Origin of the sequence: Kosakonia quasisacchari (genome assembly GCF_004331415.1) — a bacterium.
Classification (GTDB): Bacteria; Pseudomonadota; Gammaproteobacteria; order Enterobacterales; family Enterobacteriaceae; genus Kosakonia; species Kosakonia quasisacchari.
Genome location: NZ_SJOP01000002.1, coordinates 100947 through 126679, shown reverse-complemented (window position 1 = coordinate 126679; position 25733 = coordinate 100947). Strand labels below are relative to the sequence as shown.

The 25733-nt window shown below is 56.5% G+C and carries 22 protein-coding genes; 18 read left to right on the top strand and 4 right to left on the bottom strand.

Annotated elements, in window-relative coordinates:
* The first annotated feature begins 118 nt into the window (after nucleotides 1-118).
* The 12 genes from E0L21_RS02720 to focA all read left to right on the top strand — a co-directional run bounded on the left by E0L21_RS02720 (nucleotide 119) and on the right by focA (nucleotide 13919).
* Nucleotides 119-739: a 4Fe-4S dicluster domain-containing protein gene (locus E0L21_RS02720; protein WP_131406556.1), complete on the top strand. Its 621-nt coding sequence runs from the start codon at nucleotides 119-121 to the stop codon at nucleotides 737-739.
* A complete protein-coding gene (gene hyfB / locus E0L21_RS02715; protein WP_131406554.1) occupies nucleotides 739-2760 on the top strand; it encodes a hydrogenase 4 subunit B in 2022 nt (673 codons plus the stop codon). Before E0L21_RS02720 ends, hyfB begins: the two co-directional genes overlap by 1 nt.
* Before the next feature lie 13 nt (nucleotides 2761-2773).
* Nucleotides 2774-3721, top strand: a complete 948-nt coding sequence (locus E0L21_RS02710; protein WP_131406552.1) for a respiratory chain complex I subunit 1 family protein — start codon at nucleotides 2774-2776, stop codon at nucleotides 3719-3721.
* Between the two features lie 16 nt (nucleotides 3722-3737).
* Nucleotides 3738-5177: a hydrogenase 4 subunit D gene (locus E0L21_RS02705; RefSeq protein WP_131406550.1), complete on the top strand. Its 1440-nt coding sequence runs from the start codon at nucleotides 3738-3740 to the stop codon at nucleotides 5175-5177.
* An 11-nt stretch (nucleotides 5178-5188) separates the two neighbouring features.
* Nucleotides 5189-5839, top strand: coding sequence for a hydrogenase 4 membrane subunit (gene hyfE / locus E0L21_RS02700; protein WP_097400293.1), 651 nt, complete (start codon nucleotides 5189-5191; stop codon nucleotides 5837-5839).
* A gap of 4 nt (nucleotides 5840-5843) precedes the next feature.
* Nucleotides 5844-7427, top strand: a complete 1584-nt coding sequence (gene hyfF, locus E0L21_RS02695) for a hydrogenase 4 subunit F (protein ID WP_131406548.1) — start codon at nucleotides 5844-5846, stop codon at nucleotides 7425-7427.
* Nucleotides 7428-7447: 20 nt separating this feature from the next.
* The gene (locus E0L21_RS02690) at nucleotides 7448-9157 is read left to right on the top strand and encodes a hydrogenase large subunit (protein ID WP_131406937.1); all 1710 of its coding nucleotides are present in this window, start codon (nucleotides 7448-7450) and stop codon (nucleotides 9155-9157) included.
* An 11-nt stretch (nucleotides 9158-9168) separates the two neighbouring features.
* Nucleotides 9169-9717, top strand: a complete 549-nt coding sequence (hyfH, locus tag E0L21_RS02685) for a hydrogenase 4 subunit H (RefSeq protein ID WP_131406546.1) — start codon at nucleotides 9169-9171, stop codon at nucleotides 9715-9717.
* Nucleotides 9714-10490 (top strand): NADH-quinone oxidoreductase subunit B family protein, encoded by a 777-nt coding sequence (locus E0L21_RS02680; protein WP_131406544.1) that lies wholly within the window; start codon nucleotides 9714-9716, stop codon nucleotides 10488-10490. Before hyfH ends, E0L21_RS02680 begins: the two co-directional genes overlap by 4 nt.
* On the top strand, nucleotides 10483-10896 hold the full coding sequence (locus tag E0L21_RS02675) for a formate hydrogenlyase maturation HycH family protein (RefSeq protein WP_131406543.1): 414 nt from the start codon (nucleotides 10483-10485) through the stop codon (nucleotides 10894-10896). Before E0L21_RS02680 ends, E0L21_RS02675 begins: the two co-directional genes overlap by 8 nt.
* A 109-nt stretch (nucleotides 10897-11005) precedes the next feature.
* Nucleotides 11006-12955, top strand: coding sequence for a sigma 54-interacting transcriptional regulator (locus E0L21_RS02670; protein ID WP_131406542.1), 1950 nt, complete (start codon nucleotides 11006-11008; stop codon nucleotides 12953-12955).
* A 106-nt stretch (nucleotides 12956-13061) separates the two neighbouring features.
* Entirely contained in the window at nucleotides 13062-13919 is an 858-nt protein-coding gene (gene focA / locus E0L21_RS02665; RefSeq protein ID WP_131406541.1) for a formate transporter FocA, read from the top strand.
* 40 nt (nucleotides 13920-13959) lie between these two features.
* Here focA and E0L21_RS02660 read toward each other — a convergent pair whose 3' ends face one another.
* Nucleotides 13960-15024, bottom strand: coding sequence for an AI-2E family transporter (locus E0L21_RS02660; RefSeq protein ID WP_131406540.1), 1065 nt, complete (start codon nucleotides 15022-15024; stop codon nucleotides 13960-13962).
* Between the two features lie 221 nt (nucleotides 15025-15245).
* Here E0L21_RS02660 and bepA point away from each other — a divergent pair, with 221 nt between their 5' ends.
* Together bepA and arsC are read left to right on the top strand one after the other, a co-directional pair.
* Nucleotides 15246-16712 carry a beta-barrel assembly-enhancing protease gene (gene bepA, locus E0L21_RS02655; protein ID WP_131406539.1) on the top strand — a complete coding sequence of 489 codons (1467 nt, stop codon included), beginning with the start codon at nucleotides 15246-15248 and terminating at the stop codon, nucleotides 16710-16712.
* Between the two features lie 12 nt (nucleotides 16713-16724).
* Nucleotides 16725-17081 carry an arsenate reductase (glutaredoxin) gene (gene arsC, locus E0L21_RS02650; RefSeq protein WP_131406537.1) on the top strand — a complete coding sequence of 119 codons (357 nt, stop codon included), beginning with the start codon at nucleotides 16725-16727 and terminating at the stop codon, nucleotides 17079-17081.
* A gap of 32 nt (nucleotides 17082-17113) precedes the next feature.
* Here arsC and E0L21_RS02645 read toward each other — a convergent pair whose 3' ends face one another.
* The 3 genes from E0L21_RS02645 to upp all read right to left on the bottom strand — a co-directional run bounded on the left by E0L21_RS02645 (nucleotide 17114) and on the right by upp (nucleotide 19941).
* The gene (locus E0L21_RS02645) at nucleotides 17114-17815 is read right to left on the bottom strand and encodes a DnaA inactivator Hda (protein ID WP_131406535.1); all 702 of its coding nucleotides are present in this window, start codon (nucleotides 17813-17815) and stop codon (nucleotides 17114-17116) included.
* Between the two features lie 99 nt (nucleotides 17816-17914).
* Nucleotides 17915-19204 (bottom strand): uracil permease, encoded by a 1290-nt coding sequence (gene uraA, locus E0L21_RS02640; RefSeq protein ID WP_131406533.1) that lies wholly within the window; start codon nucleotides 19202-19204, stop codon nucleotides 17915-17917.
* Nucleotides 19205-19314: 110 nt separating this feature from the next.
* A complete protein-coding gene (gene upp / locus E0L21_RS02635) occupies nucleotides 19315-19941 on the bottom strand; it encodes a uracil phosphoribosyltransferase (RefSeq protein ID WP_131406531.1) in 627 nt (208 codons plus the stop codon).
* A 233-nt stretch (nucleotides 19942-20174) separates the two neighbouring features.
* Between upp and purM the strand changes: the two genes are divergently transcribed.
* The 4 genes from purM to ppx all read left to right on the top strand — a co-directional run bounded on the left by purM (nucleotide 20175) and on the right by ppx (nucleotide 25732).
* Nucleotides 20175-21212, top strand: coding sequence for a phosphoribosylformylglycinamidine cyclo-ligase (gene purM, locus E0L21_RS02630; protein ID WP_131406530.1), 1038 nt, complete (start codon nucleotides 20175-20177; stop codon nucleotides 21210-21212).
* Entirely contained in the window at nucleotides 21209-21850 is a 642-nt protein-coding gene (purN, locus tag E0L21_RS02625; RefSeq protein ID WP_131406528.1) for a phosphoribosylglycinamide formyltransferase, read from the top strand. Before purM ends, purN begins: the two co-directional genes overlap by 4 nt.
* Nucleotides 21851-22126: 276 nt before the next feature.
* Entirely contained in the window at nucleotides 22127-24187 is a 2061-nt protein-coding gene (gene ppk1 / locus E0L21_RS02620; protein ID WP_131406526.1) for a polyphosphate kinase 1, read from the top strand.
* A gap of 3 nt (nucleotides 24188-24190) precedes the next feature.
* Nucleotides 24191-25732: an exopolyphosphatase gene (ppx, locus tag E0L21_RS02615; protein WP_131406524.1), complete on the top strand. Its 1542-nt coding sequence runs from the start codon at nucleotides 24191-24193 to the stop codon at nucleotides 25730-25732.
* Nucleotide 25733: the final 1 nt, after the last annotated feature.

Below are 25733 nucleotides of genomic sequence, written 5' to 3'. Positions count from 1 at the left end.
TTGTTCGCCCTCCGTTCCCGAAAATCACATAACCAACTGAAAAATAATAACTTATAACTTTGGCACATCTTATGCTAAAGCAGGCTCAATGTTCTTACCTCGATTCCAGGGAGCCGAAATGAACCGCTTTGTGATTGCCGATCCCGAGTGGTGTATAGGATGCAATACCTGCCTTGCCGCCTGCTCGGATGTGCATAAAAGCCAGGGATTGCAGCACCATCCCCGGCTAACACTCGTGCGCACACCCACCAAAACCGCGCCGATACTGTGCCGCCACTGTGACGATGCGCCGTGCAAACAGGTGTGTCCGGTCAATGCCATTTCGTTTCAGGATGATGCCGTTTATCTCAACGAAACGCTGTGCATTGGCTGCAAACTGTGTGGGCTGGTGTGTCCGTTCGGGGCGATCACGCCCGCCGGCAGCCGCCCGCTCAATATTCCCGCCCGTTACGAGCACCACATTGCCGAAGAACACCTGCGCGATGTGCCCGGCAGCGCGCCCAACGCGCATCCGTTTTTAAGCTGGAACGCGGGAGTGCAAACCATCGCGGTGAAATGCGATCTCTGCGACTTCCTGCCCGAAGGGCCAGCCTGCGTACGCGCCTGCCCGACTAACGCGCTGCATCTGGAAACCGAAAGTACGATGCATAAACAGCTCAAAGCCCGTCGGGAGCTGGCAGCGCTAAGTTCAACCGATGTGACCTTCCCTCCTCTTTCCTCTACGCCGGAGCAACGCTAATGGATGCCCTGCAATTATTGATGTGGTCAATCGTGGTGTACGTCGCCGGAGGCGTCTTTTCATTGCTGCTTGCCCGCAGGCAGGAACTGGCGATCAACGTCGCCGGGATCGCCGCCATGCTCGGCGGCGTGCTGGGGATCGCCAGCGCCCTGAGCGCATTGCACGGCGGTGTGCCGCTGAATTTTCAAGCCATCGGTCCTTTTGATTTCGCCCATTTCGTGGTGCGTATGGATAACCTGAGTGCCTTTATGGTGCTGGTTATCTCACTGCTGGTAACGCTGTGTGGGCTCTATTCGCTGGCGTATGTGCGGGAATACATCGGCAAAGGCGCCGGGGCAATGGGCTTCTTTATGAACCTGTTTATCGCCTCGATGGTTGGCCTGGTGGTGATGGATAACGCGTTCTGGTTCATCGTGCTGTTTGAAATGATGTCCCTCGCCTCGTGGTTTTTGGTTATCACTGACCAGGATGAAGAGTCGATCCGCGCCGGGATGCTCTACTTCTTTATCGCCCATGCCGGGTCGGTACTGATTATGATCGCCTTCTTCCTGATGTGGCGGCAGAGCGGCAGCCTCGATTTCGCCAGCTTCCGCACACTCACGCTTGATCCAGGCACCGCGTCGGCGGTCTTCCTGCTGGCCTTCTTCGGCTTTGGTGCCAAAGCCGGGATGTTGCCGCTGCACAGCTGGCTACCGCGCGCCCACCCGGCTGCACCGTCGCACGCCTCGGCGCTGATGTCCGGCGTGATGGTGAAAATCGGTATCTTCGGCATTATCAAAGTCGGTATCGACCTGCTCGGTCACAGCGGGATTCCATTGTGGTGGGGCGTAGTGGTGCTGGCTTTTGGCGCGGTTTCATCGGTGCTTGGCGTGCTGTACGCGCTGGCAGAGCACGACATCAAACGCCTGTTGGCATGGCATACCGTCGAGAACATCGGCATCATTTTGCTGGGCGTCGGTGTTGGCATGGCGGGCATCGCCTTACATCAACCGGTGATTGCCGCTGTCGGCCTGCTCGGCGCGCTGTTCCATCTGCTTAACCACGCGCTGTTTAAAGGCCTGCTGTTTCTGGGCGCAGGCGCGATCATCTTTCGTCTGCATACCCGCGATATGGAACAAATGGGCGCGCTCGGCAAACGGATGCCGTGGACAGCAGGCGCGTTTCTGGTGGGTTGCCTCGCCATTTCCGCGATGCCGCCACTGAACGGCTTTATCAGCGAGTGGTACACCTATCAGTCGTTGTTCTCCCTGACCCGTATCGACGCGATCATCCCGCGCCTCGCTGGCCCCATTGCCATTGTGATGCTGGCGATCACCGGCGCGCTGGCGGCAATGTGTTTTGTGAAAGTTTACGGCGTCAGTTTTTGCGGCAATGCCCGCAGTGAAAAAGCCGACCAGGCGCGCGAAGTGCCGTGGCCGATGGTTGCCGCCATGTCCGTGCTGGCATTGCTGTGCGTGGCGCTCGGCGTAGGCGCAAGCTGGGTTGCCCCACAATTGATGCATATTGCGCTGAGCTTAACACCGCCCACCGCACTTGCCGCCGCCGAAGGCGCAACGCTTATCCCTGGTGATGCGCAGCAAGCGATGCTGACGCCTTCCACCGTGTTCCTGCTGTTACTGCTTTTGCCCTTGCTGCCCGGCATGCTGTGGTTTCTCAACCGCCAGACGCGCGGTGCGTTTCGTCGCAGCGGCGATGCCTGGGCCTGCGGCTACGCGTGGGAAAAAGGCATGGCGCCTTCCGCAGGCAGTTTTACTCAGCCATTGCACGTGATGTTCGGTCCGCTTTACCAGCTGCGTAAACAGCTCGATCCAGCACAACCTTTACAGCGCAGCCTCGGCGGTATTACGCAGGCGGCAATGCGCACGGAGCCGTTCTGGGACGACAAAATCATTCGCCCGCTGGTCAGCGCGACGCAGCGCGTGGCTCGCGTGGTGCAGTACCTGCAAAGCGGCGATTTCCGGCTCTACTGCCTGTATGTGATTGCCGCGCTGGTGATCCTGCTGCTGACGATCGCGCTGTGAGGAGGAGACAACAATGTTAGAACAGACTTCTGCGTGGTCACTTGGGGTATTTGCCCTCTGCCAGGCAGCCCTATTGCTGGCGCTGACGCCGCTGTTTACCGGCGTTTCCCGGCAAATCCGTGCCCGCATGCACTCCCGAAAAGGGCCGGGGATCTGGCAGGATTATCGCGATTTACAAAAGCTGCTGAAACGCCAGGCCGTTGCACCAGCTTCGTCTGGCTTGATGTTCCGCGCCATGCCATGGGTGTTGCTCAGCAGCATGCTGCTGGTGGCGATGACGCTGCCGCTGTTTATCCGCACCGCGCCGTTTGCCGGGGCGGGCGATTTAATCACCCTGATTTACCTCTTTGCCCTGTTCCGCTTCTTCTTTGCCCTCTCCGGGCTGGATACCGGCAGCCCCTTCTCTGGTCTCGGTGCCAGCCGCGAGCTGACGCTGGGGATTCTGGTTGAACCGATGCTAATCCTTTCGCTGCTGGTGCTGGCGTTACTGGCGGGTTCCACCCAAATCAGCGCCATCAGCAACACACTGGCGGCGGGCTGGATGTCACCAGTCGCCACGCTACTGGCAATGCTGGCTTGCGGGTTCGCCTGTTTTATTGAGATGGGCAAAATCCCGTTCGACGTAGCAGAAGCGGAGCAGGAGCTGCAGGAAGGTCCGCTGACCGAATACTCCGGCGCGGGTCTGGCGCTGGTGAAATGGGGCGTCGGTCTGAAGCAGGTGGTGATGGCCTCGCTGTTCCTCGCGCTGTTTTTCCCCTTCGGCAACGCCGTCACGCTCAGTGTGGGCGCAATGGCGCTGTCACTGGTGATGACGCTACTAAAACTGTTGGTGGTGTTTGTGCTGGCGTCGGTGGTGGAAAACTCGCTGGCGCGCGGGCGCTTTTTGCTGACGCACCGCCTGACCTGGCTCGGCTTCAGTCTGGCTGCGCTGTCCTATGTCCTCTGGCTAACCGGTTTGTAAGGAGCGCGGAAAAATAATGGAAACTCTTGCTCTGACGACACTGCTGCTGCCCTTTATCGGCGCGCTGGTCGTCTCGCTTTGCCCACGGAAAACCGCGCCGCAGCTTGCCACGCTCTTCGCGCTTCTGGCAACGCTTGCCACCGTGTTGCTGGCCTGGCGCTTTTACCAGGCAGGCAGTGAAACTGCGGACATGCCGCTGCTGGCGGCGGGTCAGGTGGTGCTGTTTGGTCTGTTAGTCGACCGCATCAGCACCCTGATCCTGTTTGCGGTGGTGTTTCTTGGCCTGCTGGTGGCGCTCTATTCGACCGGTTACCTGACGCGCGACAACCGCGAGCATCCGCATGACGGCAGCAACCGTTATTACGCGTTTCTGCTGGTGTTTATCGGTGCGATGTCCGGTTTAGTGCTCTCCTCCACGCTGCTCGGGCAACTGCTGTTTTTCGAGATCACCGGCGGCTGTTCCTGGGCACTGATTAGCTATTACCAGAGCGAAAAATCCCAGCGCGCGGCGATGAAAGCGCTACTTATCACCCACGTCGGTTCGCTTGGCCTGTATCTGGCGGCGGCCACGCTGTTTTTGCATACCCATACTTTTGCGCTGAGCGCCATCAGTCAGCTACAAGGCCCGGCGGCGTATCTGGTTTATGGCGGCATTCTGTTTGCCGCGTGGGGCAAATCCGCCCAGTTGCCGTTGCAAGCCTGGCTGCCGGATGCGATGGAAGCCCCAACCCCGGTGAGTGCTTACTTACACGCCGCGTCAATGGTGAAAGTGGGGGTCTACATTTTTGCCCGCGCGATCGCCGAAGGCGGACACATTCCTCACATCATCAGTTGGATTGGCGTGGGCATGGCGACGTTAACGCTGGTGTACGGCTTTTTGATGTACCTGCCGCAAAAAGATATGAAACGGCTGCTGGCCTGGTCGACCATCTCGCAACTGGCATGGATCTTCCTTGCCCTGTCGCTCTCAACCTTCGGTTCACCGCTGGCCTTCACCGCTGGCATTGTTTACATCTTCAACCACGCCTTTGCCAAGAGCCTGTTTTTCCTGGTGGCGGGCGCACTGAGTTACAGCTGCGGTACACGTCTGTTGCCACGCTTGCGCGGGGTGATGAAGACATTGCCGCTGGCGGGCATTGGCTTTTGCGTTGCCGCGTTGGCGATCACCGGCGTGCCGCCATTTAACGGTTTCTTCAGTAAATTTCCCCTCTTCGCCGCCGGGTTTGCCCTGTCGAATGACAACCCGATTTTGTTGGCGGTGATGATTCTGGCGCTGGTGGAATCTGTCGCCAGCTTTGGCTGGTTTATTTACTGGTTTGGGCGCGTGGTGCCAGGTGAGCCGAGCGAGGAAGTGGCGCAGGCAGCGCCGCTGCCGTACGCGATGAAACTGGTGCTAGTGATTCTGATTGTGATGTCGCTGTGCTCAAGCGTTATTGCTGCGGCGTGGCTTGGATAAGGGAGTCGATAATGACGGGAACACTGCTTGTTAACAATCTGGCGGGGCTGATGATGTTCACCTCTCTGCTGGTCACCTGCGCCAGACGCTACTCCGTCTCCTGCTGGTTGTATGCCCTGCAATCGCTGGTGCTGGTCTCTATCTTTTTTACCCTGTCGCAGTTGCTGGATGCCAAACAGCTGCTGATGTGGTCGTTCAGCGCGTTCTTCACCAAAGTGCTGCTGGTGCCGCTGATCATGGGCTACGCCTTTCGCAAGATGGCGCAATCCGGCGTTGGGGAGCGGCTGTTTGGCCCGGCAACGCTGGTGCTGATGGCGGCGGCAATTGTGCTGTTGTGCTGGTTTGTGGTGCGCCCGGTGCAATTACCGATGATCGCGCAGCTAAAACCGGCACTCGCCGTTGCGCTTGGTCACTTCCTGCTAGGTCTGCTGTGCATTATCAGCCAACGCAATATTTTGCGGCAAATCTTCGGCTACTGCCTGATGGAAAACGGCTCACACCTGGTGCTAGCGCTGCTCGCCTGGCGCGCGCCGGAGCTGGTGGAAATTGGCATCGCCACCGACGCCATTTTTGCAGTGATTGTGATGGTGCTGCTGGCACGGAAAATCTGGCGCACTCACGGCACGCTGGATGTCAACACGCTGACGGCGCTGAAGGGGTAACACCATGAGTCATACCTTGATGTTCACGTTGTTGCTACTGACGCCGCTGCTGGTTTCTGCGCTGTGCTTCGCCTGCCGCCTGAGCGGCAATGCAGCGCGCACGCTGGTTACGGTGGTGCATACGCTGGGGATTTCCCTGCTGCTGGTTATCGCCCTGTGGACGGTCGCAGAAGCGGTGCGCGAAGGGGAAATTTTCGCCGCCAGCCGCTGGTTGCATATCGACAGCCTGAGCGGGCTGTTCCTGTCGCTACTTGGGATAATCGGTTTTATCACCGGCCTCTACTCGATTGGTTATATGCGCCATGAAGTCGATCACGGTGAAATCAGCGTGCCGACGTTGTGTTACTACTACGGTTTTTTCCACCTGTTCCTGTTCACCATGCTGCTGGTGGTCACCAGCAATAACCTGATTGTGATGTGGGCAGCGATCGAAGCCACCACGCTGAGCTCTGCTTTTCTGGTCGGTATTTACGGGCAGCGCTCGTCGCTGGAAGCGGCATGGAAATACATCATTATCTGTACCGTCGGCGTGGCGTTTGGCCTGTTCGGTACGGTACTGGTGTACGCCAATGCCGCCAGCTTTATGGCACAACCCGATCACGCCATTTTCTGGACCGAAGTGCTGAAAGAGAGCGGTCAGCTCGACCCGACGCTGATGGTGCTGGCGTTTGTATTTGTGCTGATTGGTTTTGGTACCAAAACCGGGCTGTTCCCGATGCACGCCTGGCTGCCGGACGCGCACAGCGAAGCGCCCAGCCCGGTGAGCGCCTTGCTTTCGGCGGTGCTGCTCAACTGCGCACTGCTGGTGCTGATTCGCTACTACATCATTATTTGCCACGCCATTGGCGACAGCTTCCCCAACCGGCTACTGCTGATTTTTGGTCTGCTGTCGGTGGGCGTCGCCGCGTTCTTCATTCTGGTGCAGCAGGATATGAAACGCCTGCTGGCTTACTCCAGTGTGGAAAACATGGGGCTGGTAGCTGTTGCGCTCGGTATCGGCGGCCCGCTCGGTATTCTGGCGGCGCTGCTGCACACGCTCAATCACAGCCTGGCGAAAACGCTGCTGTTCTGCGGCTCCGGCAATGTGCTGCTGAAGTACGGCACCCGCAATATGGATGTGGTGTGCGGGATGCTGAAAGTGATGCCGTTTACCGCTGTGCTGCTGGGCGGCGGCGCGCTGGCGCTGGGCGGTATGCCACCGTTCAATATTTTCCTCAGTGAGTTTATGACCGTTACCGCCGGACTGGCGGCGGAACATCTCGCCGTCACGATCCTGCTGCTGGTGTTACTGACGCTGGTGCTCGGCGGGCTGGTGCGCATGGTGGCGAAAGTGCTGTTTGCCACGCCACCGCAACAGGTGGCAACCGGCGAGCTGGGCTGGCTCACTACCGTGCCGATGGTGATTCTGCTGGTGATGATGCTGGTGATGGGTACGCATATTCCTCAGCCGGTCAGCCGGTTACTGGCCAGCGCCGCCACCATCGTGCAGCAAAACAATGATGATCATCCCACGCAGCTTAGCTGGCTGTGGGCCAATTTTGATACCACCGCCGCATCGGCCACGCCGTCGCATCGTCAGGGAGAGTGAAAGTGAGTTATTTAGCAAGCGTGAATCTCCAGCAACCTCGCGGCAACGCCTGTCTTGCTGCATTGAAGGCGCAGTTTCCCGGCGCGGTGCTGGACGAGGAGCGCCAGACCTTCGAACAAGTCACTATAACGGTCAAAATCAATCTGTTGCCGGACATTGTGCACTACCTCTATTACCAGCATGACGGCTGGTTACCGGTTCTCTTCGGCAACGATGAGCGCACCCTCAATGGCCATTACGCGGTCTACTACGCGCTGTCGATGGAAGGTGCGGAAAAGTGCTGGATTGTGGTGAAAGCGCTGGTCGATGCCGACACGCGCGAATTCCCGTCGGTGACGCCGCGCGTACCTGCCGCCGTATGGGGCGAACGTGAGATCCGTGATATGTACGGTCTGATCCCGGTCGGCTTGCCGGATCAGCGCCGCCTGGTGCTGCCGGATGACTGGCCGGACGATCTGCACCCTCTGCGCAAAGACACCATGGATTACCGCCTGCGCCCGGAGCCAACCAGCGACACGGAAAACTACACCTTTATCAACGATGGCGGTAATTCGGCGCGCATTGTGCCGATTGGCCCGCTGCACATCACCTCGGATGAACCGGGGCACTTTCGCTTATTTGTGGATGGCGAACGGATTGTCGATGCCGATTACCGTTTGTTCTATGTCCATCGCGGCATGGAAAAGCTGGCGGAAACCCGCATGGGCTACAACGAAGTGACATTCCTTTCGGACCGGGTTTGCGGCATCTGCGGTTTTGCCCACAGCGTGGCTTACACCACTTCGGTGGAAAATGCGCTCGGCATTGTGGTGCCGCAGCGGGCGCACACCATTCGTTCGGTGCTGCTGGAAGTGGAACGGCTGCACAGCCATTTGTTGAACATTGGTCTTTCCAGCCACTTTGTCGGTTTTGATACCGGTTTTATGCAGTTTTTCCGCATCCGCGAGAAATCGATGACCATGGCTGAATTGCTCACCGGTTCGCGCAAAACCTACGGCCTGAACCTGATTGGCGGCATCCGCCGCGACATTCTGAAAGAGCAGCGCGTCAAAACCATCCAACTGGTGAAAGAGATGCGCGCGGAAGTGGCGCAATTGGTCGATATGCTGCTTTCCACCCCCAATATGGCGCAGCGCACCCAGGGTGTGGGCATTCTTGACCGCCAGATAGCGCGCGATTTCAGCCCGGTTGGGCCGCTGATCCGTGGCAGCGGTTTCGCCCGCGATCTACGTTTCGATCATCCGTACGCCGATTACGGCAACCTGCCGAAAACGCTGTTTACCTGGCCGGATGGCGACGTCTTTTCACGCCTCATGGTGCGGGTGAAAGAGGTGTTCGACTCGTTGGCGATGATTGAGTTTGCCCTTGATAACCTGCCGGATACGCCGCTGCTGACCGAAGGGTTCAGCTATCAGCCGCACAAATTCGCGCTCGGCTATGTGGAAGCGCCGCGCGGCGAAGATGTCCACTGGAGCATGCTCGGCGACAACCAGAAGCTTTACCGCTGGCGCTGCCGCGCGGCGACTTACGCCAACTGGCCGGTACTGCGCTATATGCTGCGCGGCAATACCGTTTCCGATGCGCCGCTGATTATCGGCAGCCTCGATCCCTGCTATTCGTGTACCGACCGCGTGACGCTGGTGGATGTGCGCAAGCGTAAATCGACAACCGTGCCCTACAAAGAGATCGAACGTTACGGCATTGAACGTCGCCACTCGCCGCTGAAGTAAGGAAAGAAACGATGCTTAAATTGTTGAAAACCATTCTCAGAGCGGGCGAGCCAACGGTGAAATACCCGTTCGCGCCGCTGGAGGTGTGTCCGGGGTTTCGCGGAAAACCGGAACTGGACCCGCAGCAATGCATCGCTTGCGGCGCCTGTACCACCGCCTGCCCGGCGAACGCGCTCACGCTGGAAACGGATGCCGGGGAGAACAGCCGCGTCTGGCAACTGTTCATTGGCCGCTGCATCTACTGCGGGCGCTGCGAAGAGGTGTGCCCAACGCGGGCCATTCGTCTGTCGGAAGAGTTTGAACTGGCTGTCACCAACAAAGCCGATCTCTATGTGCGCGCCACCTTCCGCTTGCAGCACTGTAGCGAGTGCGGTGTGCCGTTTGCGCCAGAAAAATCGGTGGCGCTGGCGGTGGAACTGCTGGCTCTGAACCAAAACGCACCGCACCAGTTGGAGAATTTGCGGGCGCAAGCCTGTCTCTGCCCGGCGTGCCGCCGACGCGCGGCGCTGGAGCATCGCGGCAGCGTTAACGTGCATTATTACCTTAAGGAGCAAGCATGAGTTCCGACCTGAAAGTGCTGAACCAGCATGTCAGCCAGCCGGTGCCGCTCGATGAATCCGCGCAGAAAATGAAGCAGCTCTTGCTGCGCGATATCCAGCGCTCTGCTTACGTTTACCGCGTCGATTGCGGCGGCTGCAACGGGTGTGAAATCGAAATTTTTGCCGCGATAACACCGCTGTTTGACGCGGAACGCTTTGGTATCAAAGTGGTGGCCTCGCCGCGCCACGCGGATATTTTGTTGTTTACCGGCGCGGTCACGCGCGCCATGCGCATGCCCGCGCTGCGCGCCTGGGAAGCCGCACCGGATCATAAAATCGCCATCTCCTACGGCGCGTGCGGCGTCGGCGGCGGGATTTTCCACGATCTCTACTGCGTGTGGGGCGGCAGCGACACTATTGTGCCAATTGATGTATGGATCCCCGGTTGCCCGCCGACGCCTGCGGCGACGATCCACGGTTTTGCGGTGGCGCTTGGCTTGCTGGAGCAAAAACTGCACGCCGTCGATCATCAACAGGCGGCAGATGAAATCGCCAACGTGCGCTGGCCGACGCTGCCGCTGGCATTACGCGTCACGCTTGAACGGCTGGCACGCCAGCTGGCGGGTTATCGCCAGGGACGCGAGATCACCGACCAGCTCTTTGCTTTACTAACCGCAGGCGATCCCGCGCAGGCCACGCTGCGGGTGAATAACTGGCTGCAACAGGCGGCGGACCCGCGCCTGACTTCCATCGTGCAACAACTGATGAACGAGCTGGAGCGCGCCCATGTCTGAGCAGCAAGCGAAAGTGATGTTCTGGATGCTGCGACAAAAGTTTGTCGATAACAGCGTCGAGCTGGAAGAGAAAAGCCGCCAGGTGATGTATTACTCGCTGGCAATTGGTCACCACGTTGGGGTGATCGACTGCCTCAACGTGGCGCTCGAATGCCCGCTTGATGATTACCAGCATTGGCTAACGTTGATCGATGACGCTGATGCCAGGCGCAAAATGCAGGGGTTATTAACGTTTGGCGAGATAATCATCGACGCCAGCCACGTGAATACTCTGGCACCGATCTTCGCGCAGCTTTCGAAAACGGCGGAAGAGCCCTGGCGGAGCTGGAGCCGCCAGTTACTGCAACATTTGCAGGATATGGCCCATGAACCGGCGATCTACCTGATGGTGCGGTTGCTGCGCTGAATAATTCATCATATAAATGTCACCCCAGTGATTTATACGTGAAGCTTGTAACACTACAAAAATAAGGGGTAATGTACTATTTACGCTCACCATTAAGGGCGATGTATCCATGATCTTACGGCAGTTGCTGGAACAGAATACTCACACTTCGTTATTGCGGGCGTTTATCCCCTTACCGCCCCCTTTCAGCCCCGTCCAGTTTATCGAATTACGTCTAAATAATGCCCACTTCTGGCGCTGCTTTGATGATGGCAGCGTCGAAAGTAGCGAGCATGAATACGGCGGAAAAGTCAGCGACAGTTCGTTGCACCTTGTGCTGTTGGCGCAAAGTGATGTGCTGGAGCTGCGTTTTGTGCGCACCGATAACGGCCAGTTCACTGAGCAGGACAACACGATGTTTAGCTGGCTGGCGCGGCTGGCAAGCCAGGCGCTGGAAGCGCAACTTTCTCAAATGGCGTTGAGCGAGTCGATCGAAACGCTACGTGAAGAGCGCGACCATGATCGGGTGCTGGTGGATATCACCAACTCGGTGCTCTCGCATCTGGACCTTGACGATCTGATCGCTGATGTTTCACAGGAGATCCACCGCTTTTTCGGCATCGATAATGTTCGTGTCGTTCTGCGCGACACGCTGCACTCCCGCCAGCTCATTTGCCATGCCACCCACTTTCCCCGTTGCCCACCGGAAACCGAGCGCTTCGCACTGCGCAGTGATAGCCCGGTGGTGCTGGCGGCGCTCAATGAAAATCAGGGCGCACTGCTGCACCAGGCGCAGGATGCAGCGTTATGGCAGCGCGATCCGGTATTGCAACAGCTATTGATGCTGGAGTTAAACGTGGTGTTTATTTTGCCGCTGACCTTCAGCCATCACGCGCCTGGCGTGCTGTTGCTGGCGCACCGCGACGCCTCGATTTTCAGTGAGCAAAACTGTCGATTGTTGCAGCAAATTGCCGACAGAATTGGCATTGCCGTCGATAATGCCGACGCCTATCGGCAGGTGATCCATCTAAAAGAGAATCTGAACAGCGAAAACCGCAAACTGAACGAGCAAATCGCCTCCAGCCAGAGTTTTGGCGACATCATTTACCAGAGCGATGCCATGCGCGAGGTGCTCCAGCAGGTCAATATTGTGGCACTGAGCGACAGCACGGTGCTGATCCTCGGGGAAACCGGCACCGGTAAAGAGATCATCGCCCGCGCACTGCACCAGATGAGCCCGCGCAAAGACAAACCGCTGGTGAAAATCAACTGTGCCGCCATTCCCGCCAGCCTGCTGGAAAGCGAGCTGTTTGGTCACGATAAAGGCGCGTTCACCGGGGCGATCAACGCCCATCGTGGGCGTTTTGAAATGGCCGATGAAGGCACACTGTTCCTGGATGAAATTGGTGATATGCCGCTTGAGCTACAACCCAAATTGCTGCGGGTGTTGCAGGAGCGCGAGATCGAACGCATCGGCGGCACGAAAACCATTCCGGTAAACGTGCGGGTGATTGCCGCCACCAACCGCGATCTGCGCCAGATGGTGATTGACCGCGAATTCCGTAACGATCTGTTTTACCGCCTGAATGTCTTTCCGCTGGTGTTGCCGCCGTTGCGCGAGCGGCCGGACGATATTCCGCTGCTGGCGCGCTACTTCACGCAAAAACTGGCGCGCCGCCTCAATCGCACCATTGATACCATTCCTGCCGATACTCTCCAGCAACTGATGCGCTACGAGTGGCCGGGTAACGTGCGCGAGCTGGAAAACGTGATTGAACGCGCGGTGCTGCTGGCGCGTGATAACACCTTAAACCTGCATCTACACGCGCAGCCGGTCAGCATGGTACAGCCTGTCAGCCACGATCCTTTCCCCTTCACGCTGCCCAAAGTGGCGGAAATGATGCGCCCGGAACCGCCGGAAAATGACGAAGCGGAACGCCAGCAGATTATTCAGGTGCTGCGCGAAACCAACGGCATTGTCGCCGGGCCACGCGGCGCGGCCGCCAAACTCGGCATGAAACGCACCACGCTGTTATCACGAATGCAGCGTCTCGGTATCGCTGTGCGAGAGGTGCTGTAGCCCCCCTTCAGATTCTGTGAACCCGCTAACGCTCTCTGGTTTATCGCTGGTATGCGCTATGCATATGACGGCAGGTGTCTACTATGCATTGAATCAGGAGAATCAAATGGATACCGGCAACGCGTTTGACCTGCGACTTCCTGCGGAAATGGCAAAAGTCGCTGAGCAGTCTGGATTGTATAAAGTCAGCAAACGAAAAGAGCTGTCGTTTTTCCTCGCGGTTACTGCGGGCGTATTTATCTCCATTGCTTTTGTGTTTTACATCACCGTTACCGCCGGGCCTGCGCCCGCGACTGCGCTGGCTAAGCTGGCGGGCGGCGTCTGTTTTTCCCTCGGGCTGATTCTGGTGGTGGTCTGCGGGGCGGATCTTTTTACCTCAACCGTGCTGACGGTGATGGCAAAAGCCAGCGGGTTGATTAGCTGGCGGCAACTGTTCACCAACTGGGTGATCGTCTATTTCGGCAATCTCGTGGGCGCGCTGTTTTTTGTTGCATTGATTTGGTTTGGTGGCCAGGCCATGAACAGCAACGGCTTGTGGGGGCTGAATGTGTTGCAAACCGCTGACCATAAAATGCATCACACATTTATTGAAGCGGTGTGCCTGGGCACGCTGTGCAATTTAATGGTCTGCCTGGCGGTGTGGATGAGTTACTCCGGCCATACGTTGACGGACAAAATTATGGCAATGCTGCTGCCGATCGGCATGTTTGTCGCCAGTGGTTTTGAGCACAGTATCGCCAACATGTTTTTGCTGCCGCTGGCGGTGATTATTCGTGACTTTTCGCCGCAGAGTTTCTGGACAGCGGTACACAGCTCGCCGGATAACTTCCCGGCACTGACCATCAGCAATATGATTACCGATAACCTGCTGCCGGTGACGATTGGCAATATTATTGGTGGCGGCGTGCTGGTGGGGGTGACGTACTGGATTATCTATCTGCGCCATCAGAACGACACGCATTGAGGAGAATGCCGGGCGGCACGCTGGCTGCCGCCCGGCAACGTTACTCTTCTGTCACCGGCGGCGAATCCGGCCAGGCGTGGATCACCGCCTGAATCAACGTCGCCAGCGGAATGGCGAAAAATACGCCCCAGAAGCCCCACAGGCCGCCGAAGATAATCACCGACAAAATGATCACCAACGGGTGCAGGTTAACCGCTTCGGAGAACAGCACCGGCACCAGCAAGTTGCCGTCCAGCCCCTGAATAATCAGATAGACGGCAAAGCAGCTCCAGAACTCGGTGCCAAGCCCGAACTGGAACAGCGCCACGCCAACCACCGGAATGGTGACGACAAACGCGCCAATATAGGGAATCAGCACCGAGAAACCAACCAGCACCGCCAGCAGCAAGGAGTAGTTGAGACCAAACAGGATAAAACCAATCCACGTGGCGACGCCGACGACAATCATCTCCAGCACTTTGCCACGGATATAGTTGGTGATCTGCTGGTTCATCTCCTTCCACACCTGGCCCGCCAGCCCACGGTTACGCGGCAACACGCGGCGCACGGCGTTGAGCATCTGCTCTTTATCTTTTACCAGGAAGAAGACCATCAGCGGCACCAGCACCAGATACACCGCCAGCGTCAGCAGCCCGACCAGCGAGGCGAGCGAGTATTTCACTACGGAATCGCCCATCGTCAGCATCCGTGAGCGCATATTTTCCGCCATCGCATCGATGATCCCCGCGTCCATTAACGCCGGGTAACGGCGCGGCAAGGTGGCAGCAAAATCAGAGAGTTTGCTTAACATGCCGGGCATATCGCGGATCAGGTAAATCCCCTGCTGCCAGGCAACCGGCATGACCACAAACGCCATCACCATCAGGATACCGACAAACAACACCAGAACTATCGTGGCAGCCCAGCTGCGCGAACAGCCAATACGTTGCAGACGTGCGGTCGGCCACTCAAGAAGGTAAGCGATAACCAGCGCCACCAGCAGCGGCGCAAGAAGACCGCTGAAGAAGAAGAGAATACAGAACCCCGCGAGCAGAATGACCAGCAGCGCAATCGCCTCCGGATCGCTGAAGCGGCGGCGATACCACTGCATTAACATTTCGAGCATAACGTTCCTTTATGAACCTCTTGACCGGGGGTAAGGAGTGGAATTGTATCGAAATGTCACAAAAAAGACTTCGCTTTTCGTATCCTTTGCGGGAAACATAGCAATCCACTGAATACAATGTTTTCATCCATACAGGCAGCTACACTCAAAGGCCGATGAGCCAGAACGAAGCCGCCGAAAGCAGGTCAATAGTGTGTCACTCCAAATACAGGAAAGAGGTTATGTTCAGGCAGTTGAAACGAACGCTGGTCGCAACCCTTATTGCCGCACTCAGTGCAGGTAGCATCGCCCCGACATGGGCGGATTCGATAGACAGCACGTTGCCGGATATGGGCACCTCGGCAGGAAGCACGCTCTCCATTGGACAGGAGATGCAGATGGGCGACTACTACGTTCGCCAGCTTCGCGGCAGCGCACCGCTGATTAATGATCCGCTGCTGGTGCAATACATTAATTCGCTCGGCATGCGCCTGGTGGCGCACGCGGATTCGGTCAAAACCCCTTTCCACTTCTATCTCGTCAATAACGACGAGATCAACGCTTTCGCCTTTTTTGGCGGCAATGTGGTGCTGCACTCCGCACTGTTCCGCTATACGGATAACGAGAGCCAACTGGCCTCGGTGATGGCGCACGAAATTTCCCACGTCACCCAGCGCCACCTGGCGCGGGCCATGGAAGACCAAAAACGTAACGCGCCGCTGACCTGGGCGGGCGTGTTAGGTTCCATTTTGCTGGCGATGGCTAACCCGCAAGCCGGGATGGGCGCACTCACCGGCACGCTGGCGGGCACACAACAGGGGCTTATCAGCTTTACCCAGCAGAATGAACAGGAAGCGGACCGCATTGGCATTCAGGTGCTGCAACGCGCCGGGTTCGATCCACAAGCGATGCCGACATTCCTTGAAAAACTGCTGGATCAGTCGCGCTACTCCACGCGCCCACCGGAAATTCTGCTGACGCACCCGTTGCCGGAAAGCCGCTTGTCAGATGCCCGCAACCGCGCCAACCAGATGCGACCGGTGGTGGTGCAGTCGTCCGAAGATTTTTATATGGCGAAAGCCAGAACGCTGGGCATGTACAACTCCGGGCGTAATCAGCTCACCAGCGACCTGTTGGATGGCTGGTCGAAAGGCAATGTGCGTGAACAACGTGCGGCGCAATATGGTCGAGCGTTACAGGCGATGGAAGCGAAAAATTACGCTGAGGCGGCCAAAACCTTGCAGCCGCTGCTGAGCGCCAGCCCGAATAACGCCTGGTATCTCGATCTGGCGACCGATATCGATTTAGGGCAGAACAAAAGCGCGGATGCCATTAAACGCCTCAATGCCGCCAGTGAATTGAAAACCAACCCGGTGCTGCAACTCAACCTGGCGAACGCTTACCTGGAAGGCGGCCAGCCCGCTGAAGCCGCGCGCATTCTTAACCGTTACACTTTTACCTATAAAGATGACGTCAACGGCTGGGATTTACTGGCGCAGGCCGAAGCGGCGCTGAATAACCGCGATCAGGAACTGGCCGCGCGTGCGGAAGGGTTAGCGCTGGTGGGTAAGCTGGATCAGGCCATTACCTTGCTGAGCAGCGCCAGTTCGCAGGTGAAACTCGGCAGCTTGCAACAAGCGCGTTACGATGCGCGAATTGACCAGCTACGCGAGTTGCAGCAACGGTTTAAGCCGTACCAGAAAATGTAATAAGGAGAAGAGATGTCAGAGACGGTGAAGATTTACCATAACCCACGCTGTTCAAAGAGCCGTGAAACGCTGGCGCTGTTGAAGGAGAACGGTGTTGAGCCTGAAGTGGTGCTCTATCTGGAAACACCGCCGGACGTAGCGACGGTGCAAAAGCTGCTGAAAATGCTCGGCATGACCAGCGCGCGTGAGCTGATGCGCAGCAAAGAAGATCTCTACAAAGAGTTGCAGCTTAGCGATAGCGCACTGACGGAAGCGCAACTGGTGCAGGCGCTGGTGGATAACCCGAAACTGCTTGAACGCCCGATTGTCGTTAGCCACGGCAAAGCACGAATCGGTCGCCCGCCGGAGCAGGTGCTGGAGATTTTGTAGCATGCAAAAACCCTCGCCGGTCTGGCGAGGGTTCAGAGTTTGAGGATCTCTTTGACGAACGGAATGGTCAGCTTGCGCTGGGCGGTGATCGACGCGCGATCCAGTTCATCCAGCGTATCGAACAGCGTACGCATTTCTCTGTCCAGCCGCTTTAACAAAAACCGCCCCACGTCTTCCGGCAGTTCAAAACCACGGATCCGCGCCCGCAGCTGTAAGGCTTGCAGTTTGTCTTCGTCAGAGAGCGGTTGCAGCTTGTAGATTTGCCCCCAATCCAGCCTTGACGCCAGATCTGGCAGACCAAGCTTGAGCTGGCGCGGCGGCCTGTCGCCGGTGATCAGCAAGCGGGTTTTGCCCTGTTCAAGAATGCGGTTGTAGAGATTGAATATCGCCATCTCCCACGGCTCATCACCGGCTACGCATTCAATATTATCGATACACACCAGCGAGAGTTGTTCCATCCCATCCAGCACTTCCGGTACAAACCAGGTACGCTTATCGAGCGGCACATAACCTACGGCATCGCCGCGCTGGGAGAGCTCGGCACAAGCCGCATGCAGCAAATGGCTGCGCCCCGCGCCTTCACGCGACCAGAAATAGATGTATCCGCTATGCGCCTGGCGCAGAACGTTTTGCAGTGCCGCCAGTAAAGAGGGGTTATCACCCGGCCAGAAACTTGCAAAGGTTTCATCATCGGGTAAATACAATGGCAGGGAGAGCTGTGCCGGCGTGTTCAGAAGTACCTCAACAAGGCTTACAAAAAACGCAGTGAGTCTATCACAAAATGTTGCAAGGTTTGAACCGGGCGCGAGGCCCGGTTCAATTCAGTGCGATCTTTATGATTTCGCCGCTTCATCTTCTTGCGCATCCAGCACCACTTCTTCTGGGCGCAATACGCTAATCAGTTTGAAGATCAGGCTCAAACCCACCCCGACGATCGTCGCCAGCGCCATCCCTTTCAGCTCGGCGGCACCAATGTGCACCTTCGCGCCGCTGACACCAATGATCAGGATTACGGAGGTCAGGATCAGGTTTTGCGCTTTGCTGTAATCCACTTTGGATTCGATCAGCACGCGGATACCGGAAGCGCCGATTACCCCGTACAGCAGCAGGGAAACACCGCCCATTACCGGCACCGGGATAATCTGGATAGCCGCCGCCAGCTTACCCACACAGGAGAGCAGAATGGCGATGATTGCCGCACCGCCAATCACCCAGGTGCTGTATACGCGGGTAATCGCCATCACGCCGATGTTCTCACCGTAAGTGGTGTTTGGCGTTGAGCCGAAGAAACCGGAGATAATGGTCGAAAGGCCGTTGGCGAACATGGAGCGGTGCAAGCCCGGATCGCGAATCAGGTCTTTTTTGACGATATTCGCCGTTACCACCAGGTGTCCTACGTGCTCGGCAATCACCACCAGCGCCGCAGGCAGAATGGTGAAAATGGCAAACCACTCAAAACGCGGCGTGTAAAATGTTGGCAGCGCAAACCAGTGCGCCTGCGCAATCGGTGCGGTATCGACAACGCCCATCACGAAGGAGAGCGCGTAGCCCGCCAGCACACCAATCAGGATTGGGATAATCGCCATAAAACCACGGAACAGCACCGAGCCAAACACCGTCACGCCCAGCGTCACCAGTGAGATGATGACGGTTTTGGAATCCGCAGACTGCCCTTCTGCCGGCAGCAGGCCGGCCATATTCGCCGCCACGCCCGCCAGTTCAAGACCGATGACGGCAACGATTGCGCCCATCGCCGCAGGCGGGAACATCACATCCAGCCAGCCGGTGCCCGCTTTTTTCACAATCAACGAGACGATGCAAAACAGCACGCCGCACATAATGAACCCGCCGAGCGCCACTTCGTAGCCCAGCGGCAGCAACAGCAGTACCGGGGAGATAAACGCAAAGCTGGAACCTAAATAAGCCGGGATTTTCCCTTTACAAATAAAGATATAAAGCAGCGTCCCAACACCATTGAACAGCAGCACAGTGGCCGGGTTGATGTGGAACAGGATTGGCACCAGCACCGTTGCGCCGAACATGGCGAACAGATGCTGTAAACTAAGCGGGATCGTCTGCAAAAGTGGCGGTCTTTCACTTATCCCGATAGCACGGCGCGTCATAGTGTTTTCCTCTGAGTGTTGTTGTTTGTCTCCCCGTCCAAAATGGCGGGCAGTGTTATGAATTCCAAAAAAAAGCCGACTATCAAAGTCGGCTTTCGATTTCTTATCAGTTACTTCGTACCAAAGATTTTGTCGCCGGCGTCGCCGAGGCCCGGAATAATGTATCCGTGCTCATTCAGCCCCTTATCAATCGACGCGGTGTACAGCTCAACGTCCGGGTGCGCTTTTTCCAGCGCCGCCAGGCCTTCCGGCGCAGCAACCAGCACCAGCACTTTAATACTGTGGCAACCGGCGTTTTTCAGCAGGTCGATGGTAGCGATCATGGAACCACCGGTCGCCAGCATCGGATCGACAACCAGCGCCATGCGCTCGTCGATGTTGGACACCAGTTTCTGGAAGTACGGTACCGGCTCCAGCGTCTCTTCGTTACGGTAGATACCCACCACACTAATGCGCGCGCTCGGTACGTGCTCCAGTACGCCTTCCATCATGCCGAGACCTGCGCGCAGGATCGGCACCACGGTGATTTTCTTACCTTTAATTTGATCAACCTGTACCGGGCCGTTCCAGCCTTCGATGGTCACTTTTTCGGTTTCGAGGTCAGCCGTTGCTTCATAGGTCAGCAGGCTGCCCACTTCTGAGGCGAGTTCACGAAAGCGTTTGGTGCTGATGTCGTTCTCTCGCATCAGGCCCAGCTTGTGTTTGACGAGTGGGTGTTTTACTTCCACGACCTTCATACTCTTCTCCTTTCCCCTGACAGGTGGCAGCCACAAAAAAATCGCCGGATTATACCGCTTTTTCTCCGTTGCGCTACAGGAAGGCGCTTGATCGCGATCAATCAGACTGGAAATGAGTATATCGCAAGAATCCGCCGCACCCTTAAATAATGGACTCGCAAACGTTTGCCTTGGCTGTTAGAATTGCGCCGAATTTTATTTCTACCGCAAGTAAACGCGTGGGGACTCAAGCAGTGACCGATAAAACCTCTCTCAGCTATAAAGATGCCGGTGTTGATATCGACGCGGGCAATGCTCTGGTTGACCGAATCAAAGGCGTGGTGAAGAAAACCCGTCGCCCGGAAGTGATGGGCGGTCTGGGCGGCTTCGGCGCGCTGTGCGCATTGCCGCAAAAATATCGTGAGCCAGTACTGGTTTCCGGCACTGACGGTGTGGGCACAAAACTGCGCCTGGCGATGGATCTGAAACGTCACGACACTATTGGTATCGACCTGGTGGCAATGTGCGTTAACGATCTGGTGGTACAAGGCGCTGAGCCGCTGTTCTTCCTCGATTACTACGCTACTGGCAAGTTGGATGTCGATACCGCCGCCAGCGTTATCAACGGTATCGCCGAAGGTTGTCTGCAATCCGGCTGTGCGCTGGTTGGCGGCGAAACGGCGGAAATGCCGGGCATGTATCACGGCGAAGATTACGATGTCGCCGGTTTCTGCGTCGGTGTGGTAGAAAAATCAGAAATCATTGATGGCTCCAAAGTGGCCGACGGCGACGTGCTGGTCGCTCTGGCGTCCAGCGGCCCGCACTCCAACGGCTATTCATTGGTGCGTAAAGTGCTTGAAGTGAGCGGTGCCGATCCGCTGACCACGCAACTTGAAGGCAAACCGCTGGCCGATCACCTGCTGGAACCGACTCGCATTTATGTGAAGTCCGTGCTGGAGCTCATTGAAAACGTGGATGTCCACGCCATCGCCCACCTGACCGGCGGCGGTTTCTGGGAAAACATTCCGCGCGTATTGCCGGATAACACCCAGGCCGTGATCGATGAATCCTCCTGGCAGTGGCCGGCGGTATTTAACTGGTTGCAAAGCGCCGGTAACGTGAGCCGTCATGAAATGTACCGCACCTTTAACTGCGGTGTCGGCATGGTCATTGCGCTGCCTGCGGCTGAAGCCGATAAAGCCATCACTCTGCTGAATGCAAAAGGTGAAAACGCGTGGAAAATCGGTATCATCAAAGCGTCCGATTCCAGTGAGCGCGTGGTTATTGAATGAAAAACATCGTGGTGCTGATTTCCGGCAACGGAAGCAATTTGCAGGCGATTATTGACGCCTGCAAACAGAAGAAAATCAACGGCACCCTGCGGGCAGTATTCAGTAATAAGGCCGATGCGTTCGGCCTTGAACGTGCGCGAGAAGCCAATATTCCCGCCCACGCACTGAGCGCAGATCAGTTCGCCAACCGCGATGCGTTTGATCGCGAACTGATGCAGGAAATCGACGCCTACACCCCGGATGTGGTGGTGCTGGCGGGTTATATGCGTATTCTTAGCCCGGCTTTTGTCGCGCATTATTCCGGGCGTCTGCTGAATATCCACCCTTCCCTGTTGCCGAAATATCCCGGCCTGCACACGCATCGTCAGGTGCTGGAAAACGGCGATGAAGAACACGGCACCAGCGTGCATTTTGTTACCGATGAGCTGGACGGCGGCCCGGTGATTTTGCAAGCCAAAGTGCCGGTGTTCGAAGGGGATACGGAAGAAGAGATCACCGAACGCGTACAGTCGCAGGAGCATGCCATTTATCCGCTGGTGGTGAGCTGGTTTGTTGACGGTCGCCTGAAAATGGACAACAACAGCGCCTGGCTGGATGGTGTGCGCTTACCACCCGAAGGTTATGCGGCTGACGAATAATTCCCGCCATTTATCGCTTTTCGCCCTGCACGCCGCGGCAGGGTTTCTTTCCTCTTCCCTCGCAAAAAGAAAAAGTTACTTTATTTCCATCATCTTAGATGTGAAAAACGGATTACTGTCATACTTTTTTGGCACAGTTGGACATCTGATAGCAAAGCTCGCCATAATAAGTTGTGTCATACGAAGGGACGCCAGCAACGTTCATCTGTAAGTCAGGGCACCGTGGAGCGAGAAGGATTTGCCGTGTCCCGAGCAAGAACTGGAGTGTAAACAGGAATGGGTCAGGAAAAGTTATATCTCGAAAAAGAACTAAGCTGGTTGTGCTTCAATGAACGTGTTCTCCAGGAAGCCGGGGATAAAAGTAACCCGCTTATCGAACGCATGCGTTTTTTGGGGATCTATTCCAATAACCTCGACGAATTTTATAAAGTTCGTTTTGCTGAACTGAAACGCCGCTTAATCATTAGCGAAGAGCAAGGCGTTGCCACGAATTCACGTCATCTGCTGGGCAAGATCCAATCCCGCGTCCTGAAGGCCGATCAAGAGTTCGACGGGCTGTATAACGATCTGCTGCTGGAGATGGCGCGTAATCAAATTTTCCTGATTAACGAACGCCAGCTTTCGCAAAACCAGCAGAGCTGGCTGCGCAACTACTTCAAACAGTATTTGCGCCAGCACATTACCCCGATACTGATTAACCGCGAAACCAACCTGGTACGCTTCTTAAAAGACGATTACACCTACCTGGCGGTAGAGATTATTCGCGGCGACGAAATCCGTTACGCGCTGCTGGAAATCCCGTCAGATAAAGTCCCGCGCTTTGTTAATTTACCGCCGGAAACGCCGCGCCGCCGCAAGCCGATGATTCTGCTGGATAACATTCTGCGCTACTGCCTGGATGATATCTTTAAAGGCTTCTTCGATTATGACGCGCTGAACGCTTACTCGATGAAAATGACCCGTGACGCCGAATATGACCTGGTGCACGAAATGGAGTCGAGCCTGATGGAGCTGATGTCCTCCAGCCTGAAACAGCGTCTGACCGCCGAACCGGTGCGCTTTGTTTATCAGCGCGATATGCCAGACGCCATGGTCGAGATGCTGCGCGAGAAACTAACCATCTCCCGCTATGACTCCATTATTCCCGGCGGGCGCTACCACAACTTCAAAGACTTTATTGGTTTTCCGAATGTCGGCAAAGCCAACCTGGTCAACAAACCGATGCCGCGTCTGCGCCACATTGGGTTTGATAAGTTCCGCAACGGTTTTGACGCCATTCGCGAACGCGATGTGCTGCTCTATTATCCGTACCACACCTTTGAACACGTGCTGGAGCTGCTGCGCCAGGCGTCGTTCGACCCGAGCGTGCTGGCGATCAAAATCAACATTTACCGCGTGGCGAAAGATTCGCGCATTATTGATTCGATGATCCACGCGGCGCACAACGGTAAAAAAGTCACCGTGGTGGTGGAGTTGCAGGCGCGTTTCGACGAAGAGGCCAACATCCACTGGGCGAAGCGGCTAACGGAAGCGGGCGTGCAGGTGATCTTCTCCGCGCCGGGCTTGAAAATTCACGCCAAACTGTTCCTCATTTCCCGTATGGAAGGGGAAGAGATCGTGCGCTATGCACACATCGGTACCGGCAACTTTAACGAGAAAACCGCGCGGCTTTACACGGACTACTCGCTAATCACCGCCGACGCGCGCATCACGAATGAAGTGCGCCGGGTATTCAACTTTATTGAAAACCCTTACCGCCCGGTGAGTTTCGATTACTTGCTGGTGTCGCCGCAGAACTCGCGCCGCCTACTGTACGATATGATCGACGCGGAGATCGCGAACGCGCAGGAAGGTAAACCTTCTGGCATTACGCTGAAGCTAAACAATCTGGTCGATAAAGGGCTGGTGGACAGGCTGTATACCGCCTCCAGTTCCGGCGTGCCGGTGAATCTGCTGGTGCGCGGCATGTGTTCACTTATTCCGCAACTGGAAGGCATCAGCGAAAATATTCGTGTCACCAGCATCGTTGACCGTTATCTTGAGCACGATCGCATCTATATTTTTGAGAACGGCGGCGATAAACGCGTTTATCTCTCCTCCGCAGACTGGATGACACGTAACATCGATTATCGTATCGAAGTGGCCGCACCGCTGCTCGATCCGCGCCTTAAACAGCGCGTTCTGGATATCATTGATTTACTTTTAAGTGATACCGTGAAAGCCAGGTATATCGATAAAGAACTGAGTAATCGCTATGTTCCGCGCGGCAACCGCCGTAAAGTGCGCGCGCAACTGGCGATTTACGACTACATCAAATCACTCGAACAGCCCGATTAACCTATGCCGATACAAGAAAAGACGCCACGACCGGAGGAATTTGCCGCGGTCGATCTGGGTTCAAACAGTTTCCATATGGTCATTGCGCGTGTGGTCGACGGCGCGATGCAGATCATCGGCCGCCTGAAACAACGCGTACACCTGGCAGATGGTCTGGACAGCAATAACATGCTGAGCGAAGAGGCAATGGAGCGCGGGTTGGCTTGCCTGTCGCTGTTTGCCGAGCGCTTACAGGGCTTTGATCCGGCAAGCGTGTGCATTGTCGGTACGCACACGCTGCGCCAGGCGTTGAATGCCACAGAGTTTCTTAAACGCGCTGAAAAAGTGATCCCGTACCCCATTGAAATCATTCCAGGCAATGAAGAAGCGCGTCTGATTTTTATGGGCGTGGAACATACGCAGCCGGAAAAAGGCCGCAAGCTGGTGATCGATATTGGCGGCGGTTCTACCGAATTAGTGATCGGTGAAGATTTCGAACCGAAGTTGGTGGAAAGTCGCCGTATGGGCTGCGTGAGCTTTGCGCAGATGTACTTTATGGGCGGCACGATTAACGGCGAAAACTTCCGCCGCGCGCGTATGGCAGCAACGCAGAAGCTGGAGTCGCTGGCGTGGCAGTTCCGTATTCAGGGCTGGAATGTGGCACTTGGCGCATCTGGCAGCATAAAAGCCGCCCACGAAGTGCTGATCGCCTCCGGCGAGAAAGACGGCTTTATCACCCCGGAACGGCTGGAAAAACTGGTCACCGAAGTGCTGAAGTATAAAAACTTCAGCGAACTGAGCCTGCCAGGGCTTTCCGAAGAGCGTAAAGCGGTGTTTGTTCCGGGGCTGGCTATTCTTTGCGGCGTGTTCGATGCGCTGGCGATCCGCGAGCTGCGCCTCTCCGATGGCGCACTGCGTGAAGGCGTGCTGTATGAGATGGAAGGCCGTTTCCGCCATCAGGACATTCGCAGCCGCACCGCGCAAAGCCTTGCCAGCCAGTACAATATCGACCGTGAACAGGCGCGGCGCGTACTGGAAACCACGACCCAGATTTACGAACAGTGGCTGACGCAAAACGCGAAACTCGCTAACCCACAACTGGCGGCGTTGTTGAAATGGGCGGCAATGCTCCACGAAGTAGGGCTAAATATTAACCACAGCGGGATGCACCGCCATTCGGCGTACGTTCTGCAAAACAGTGACTTGCCCGGTTTTAATCAGGAGCAACAGCTGATGATGGCGACGCTGGTGCGCTACCACCGTAAGGCTATTAAACTTGATGAATTACCGCGTTTTACACTGTTTAAAAAGAAACAGTATTTGCCGCTGGTACAGATCTTACGCCTTGGCGTATTGCTGAATAACCAGCGCCAGGCAACCACTACGCCGCCTACATTGCGCCTGACAACCGATGCCAACCACTGGACGCTCAGCTTCCCGCACGACTGGTTTAGCCAGAACGCACTGGTGTTGCTGGATCTGGAAAAAGAGCAGGAATACTGGGAAGCGGTGGCCGGCTGGCGACTGAAAATCGAAGAAGAGCACTCTCCGGAAGTGGCGGCCTGAG

Coding starts and splice junctions, on each gene's coding strand:
- E0L21_RS02720 (WP_131406556.1), top strand. CDS start 119: ATGAACCGCTTTGTGATTGCCGATCCCGAGTGGTGTATAGGATGCAAT.
- hyfB (WP_131406554.1), top strand. CDS start 739: ATGGATGCCCTGCAATTATTGATGTGGTCAATCGTGGTGTACGTCGCC.
- E0L21_RS02710 (WP_131406552.1), top strand. CDS start 2,774: ATGTTAGAACAGACTTCTGCGTGGTCACTTGGGGTATTTGCCCTCTGC.
- E0L21_RS02705 (WP_131406550.1), top strand. CDS start 3,738: ATGGAAACTCTTGCTCTGACGACACTGCTGCTGCCCTTTATCGGCGCG.
- hyfE (WP_097400293.1), top strand. CDS start 5,189: ATGACGGGAACACTGCTTGTTAACAATCTGGCGGGGCTGATGATGTTC.
- hyfF (WP_131406548.1), top strand. CDS start 5,844: ATGAGTCATACCTTGATGTTCACGTTGTTGCTACTGACGCCGCTGCTG.
- hyfH (WP_131406546.1), top strand. CDS start 9,169: ATGCTTAAATTGTTGAAAACCATTCTCAGAGCGGGCGAGCCAACGGTG.
- E0L21_RS02680 (WP_131406544.1), top strand. CDS start 9,714: ATGAGTTCCGACCTGAAAGTGCTGAACCAGCATGTCAGCCAGCCGGTG.
- E0L21_RS02675 (WP_131406543.1), top strand. CDS start 10,483: ATGTCTGAGCAGCAAGCGAAAGTGATGTTCTGGATGCTGCGACAAAAG.
- E0L21_RS02670 (WP_131406542.1), top strand. CDS start 11,006: ATGATCTTACGGCAGTTGCTGGAACAGAATACTCACACTTCGTTATTG.
- focA (WP_131406541.1), top strand. CDS start 13,062: ATGGATACCGGCAACGCGTTTGACCTGCGACTTCCTGCGGAAATGGCA.
- E0L21_RS02660 (WP_131406540.1), bottom strand. CDS start 15,024: ATGCTCGAAATGTTAATGCAGTGGTATCGCCGCCGCTTCAGCGATCCG.
- bepA (WP_131406539.1), top strand. CDS start 15,246: ATGTTCAGGCAGTTGAAACGAACGCTGGTCGCAACCCTTATTGCCGCA.
- arsC (WP_131406537.1), top strand. CDS start 16,725: ATGTCAGAGACGGTGAAGATTTACCATAACCCACGCTGTTCAAAGAGC.
- uraA (WP_131406533.1), bottom strand. CDS start 19,204: ATGACGCGCCGTGCTATCGGGATAAGTGAAAGACCGCCACTTTTGCAG.
- upp (WP_131406531.1), bottom strand. CDS start 19,941: ATGAAGGTCGTGGAAGTAAAACACCCACTCGTCAAACACAAGCTGGGC.
- purN (WP_131406528.1), top strand. CDS start 21,209: ATGAAAAACATCGTGGTGCTGATTTCCGGCAACGGAAGCAATTTGCAG.
- ppk1 (WP_131406526.1), top strand. CDS start 22,127: ATGGGTCAGGAAAAGTTATATCTCGAAAAAGAACTAAGCTGGTTGTGC.
- ppx (WP_131406524.1), top strand. CDS start 24,191: ATGCCGATACAAGAAAAGACGCCACGACCGGAGGAATTTGCCGCGGTC.